We start from the raw sequence: 3156 nt of genomic DNA, 5'->3' as shown, positions 1-3156 counted from the left end.
GTGTTGTTGATAAAGATGCTTATGGGTTTTACCTTCCCTCCGTAGGAATAGCGATCCTTATTATCGAGATGAGTCTGGATGATCTGCTCATATCTCTGATCCTGAGTGAGATCGGAATCATCATCCGAGGTCTTGATCTTCAGCAGAGGATTGATTTTCTTGATGATCCCCTCCTCCAGGGCGTCCTTGATCGAATAATCAAAGATCACGTCAGGGAAGAAATCGTTCTGGTTATAAGGCGTCCCCGTGAAGCCAATATGGCGCTTGATCTTGGTTTCCTCACTCAGTTTCTGGTCTTCCAAGAGGTTTTCCCGCAGGAATTTCATCCACAAACGCTCACTCTTATCTTCGCCTTTGCCGTATTTATCTCCATCGAAATCAAAAGCTATTCCGGCGTCGCCAAACTTCAAGTGGGAATAGGCATGGTGCACTTCATCGCTCAAAACCAGTACTTCTTCGGTATGCTTGAAGAGCATATCCGTGATCGCATTCTCGCCTTTGGTATAGACTGCGTTGATATTCTCGATGACGATGCTATAATCATCAACAATGTCATTGGCGTTGCACAGGCTTACCTGTATGTTTCTGTATTTCTCCGGCAGTTTTTCCCTCAAGGCCAATCCCTTGGGAGAGAACATATAATCTCTGAACTTCTCTGTGAGCCCCTGTTCGATCACGGTGGAGGGAGGTCCCAATACCAGCACCCGCTTCACCTTCCCCAGGAGGATGGAAAGATAGGCGATGGCAAAGATCACGTAGGATTTTCCTGCTCCAGTGGCCATGTAGCAGACCCCGGAGAGCTTGCCGGGCAGAGGTATCTGGGACAGCAGAGTACTTTCTGAGGCAAATCTCTGGCGAATGGCTTCCTTCTTTTTGAAGTTCTGCCTTGCCAGGTCTTCTATGGAATCGTAGCGTCCGCCCCAGAGATAGACCATGATCTGCCGAATGGCATCAAACTGGTATTTCCTGCCGGAGGACAGAGCTAGTACATAATCCTCGATCTCGGAAAAATCGAACTTGCCGATGTCGTATTTCTTGGGATCGATATCCAGGGTGAGTTCGGATAAGCTGATCTTATTTCGGTATTGCCTTGCCATACTATCTCTCCAGAACCATGATCTTGCTTTCGTTGCCGTGCCTGTCGATCACGATCACAGCAACTTTATCTGTGAGCTTATCCACTTTGATGATGCCATCATCCTTGATATCCTTTCGATAGACGGCTGCTTCCATGGTGAACATCTTGCCATCGTAATCCTTGTCGATAAGAACCATTGCCAGAGCATCCATGCCCTTGATCTCAGCTCCGGATTTGTCCGTGATGGAGGTCTCCAAATCCGAGATCCGCAGTCCTTGAGCATGCCATTCAATCTTGCAAGTTACATCCTGGTTGAAGTAGAAGCGCGTGGAGGATATCAGCTTGTTGATCTCTGAAGAGCTGCCGGGCTGTTCGGAGAGCTGTTGGGAACGGCTGATCTCCTCGAGAATCTTGTAGGGATAGCTGAGGATGCGGAAATTGACCACATTGCCCTGGGAGGTCTTGTAGTCCCAATCGCCGACCACATCGCAGATCTCCGGGGCGATGATGTAATAGGTGCCCTTAAGCTTGCCACCCTCAGCTTCCGCCAAACCTTTCAGGTAGTCCTTGTCTATCTTGATGCTCTTAAGGTAGTCGTCTTCCCAGATGGGATAGATCTCCACGGGATCGCCATCTTTCAGGCCATAGATATTGGGCAGCTTATACTTAATCAGCTCCTCAGTACTGCGCTCCTGGATGTTGAACAGAGTTAGTATGAAATTGATGTAGGCTTCCTTGTGCTGCCTTAGGTTAACAATCCGGCTGAAGTCGAAGCTACCAACTGAGGCAATTATGAATGGCTTAGCGTTCTTACCGTATTTATCACCTTTACTCTCATTGGAACTAAGTTTCTTTGAATCAGCGATAGTTAAAATCCGTTTTTGCATCGTATATATAGAATGCTTTCCAAAGTCTCCCGTTATCCATCTTCGTCCAAGTTTTTCAGCTACTGCAGCAGTTGTTCCAGAGCCGCCAAACACATCCATAACAAGTTCATCAGAATCTGATGCCATAACAATTACTCTCTCTAAAAGGGTTTCTGAGTTCTCAGTGGGATAACCATATGCGCGAGAATAACCCTCGATATTGATCCAGTTGTTATGTGGAACCTTACTAATGGGCTCAATCCAGTACTTCACTGTGTTATTTTCTCTACGGATGAATCTAATGGCTCTGTCATGCTCTTCCCAATAATCCTCCAAGCTAACTTTCCTTTTTTTATTAACTTCGAGAAATTCTTGATAGTTATGATCTGCTTTTAGCGCGTCTTCCTTCTTCCACATCCAACTACAATTATCATCAATTGTGACTCCTAGAAGCTCATACCTCTTCTCAGGTCTTGGGTAAAACGTTTTGAGATCCTTCCAGTAAGCATCCCTAGCCTCGATAATAACTTCGTTGTTAAGATTTTTGAATGTAGTTTCGGGTCGGATGCTGTACCAAAACAAAACATCGTAGTTTATACTCAAGTTCTTAGGGTTAGTTCTTTGAACATTAGCATAATAAGCAGTTTTTGTTCTTCCGATAACAATCTCATTCCTGAAGTTCTCAGATCCGAAAACTTCATCCATAACAACTTTAACATAGTTACTAAAATGATAATCAAGACGGACAAAGATACTGCCTTCATCCATAAGCATTTGCTTTAGAAAGATAAGCCTTTCTCTAACGGATTCGATAAACTCTGCTCCGGCTAACTTAGCACTATAACTCATAACTCCACCCGTATCCCCATACTCATCACCAGTTCCAAAAGGCGGGTCGATATAGACCAGTTTGACCTTGCCTTTGACCTTGTCCTTGATCAAAGGGTCCTGATTCAGGTAGCAGGCTTTGAGAAAGAGCAGATTGTCGCCCTGGACGATCAGGTTGCGCCAGTCATCTTCGCCACGCTTCTGCTTCTCCAGAATATCGAAGATCTCTTCCTGGCTGTCACCGTTGTGCTTGAATTCCTTGCCATCGAAATAGCGTAGGATCTGGAGGGGGGAACTTTCTCCCAATAGCGAGGCTGAGGCAAGGATGGCTGGTTCGGACCGTTTACCCTCATAATCCAGAATGGGGATTTTGTATTTATCGAG

2 protein-coding genes are annotated in these 3156 nt (G+C 45.6%); both read right to left on the bottom strand.

The window, feature by feature from the left end; genetic code table 11:
* A partial coding sequence (locus tag LHW48_10575; GenBank protein MCB5260891.1) for a DEAD/DEAH box helicase family protein occupies window positions 1-1097 on the bottom strand: 1097 nt, incomplete at its 3' end.
* Window position 1098: 1 nt separating this feature from the next.
* Window positions 1099-3156, bottom strand: a 2058-nt coding sequence (locus LHW48_10570) for a site-specific DNA-methyltransferase (GenBank protein ID MCB5260890.1), incomplete at its 5' end; no start/stop codon positions are given.

The organism is Candidatus Cloacimonadota bacterium (assembly GCA_020532355.1).
Lineage (GTDB): Bacteria > Cloacimonadota > Cloacimonadia > Cloacimonadales > Cloacimonadaceae > UBA5456.
Note: the sequence above shows the minus strand (reverse complement) of the source record. Positions and strands in the feature narration are given on the sequence as shown.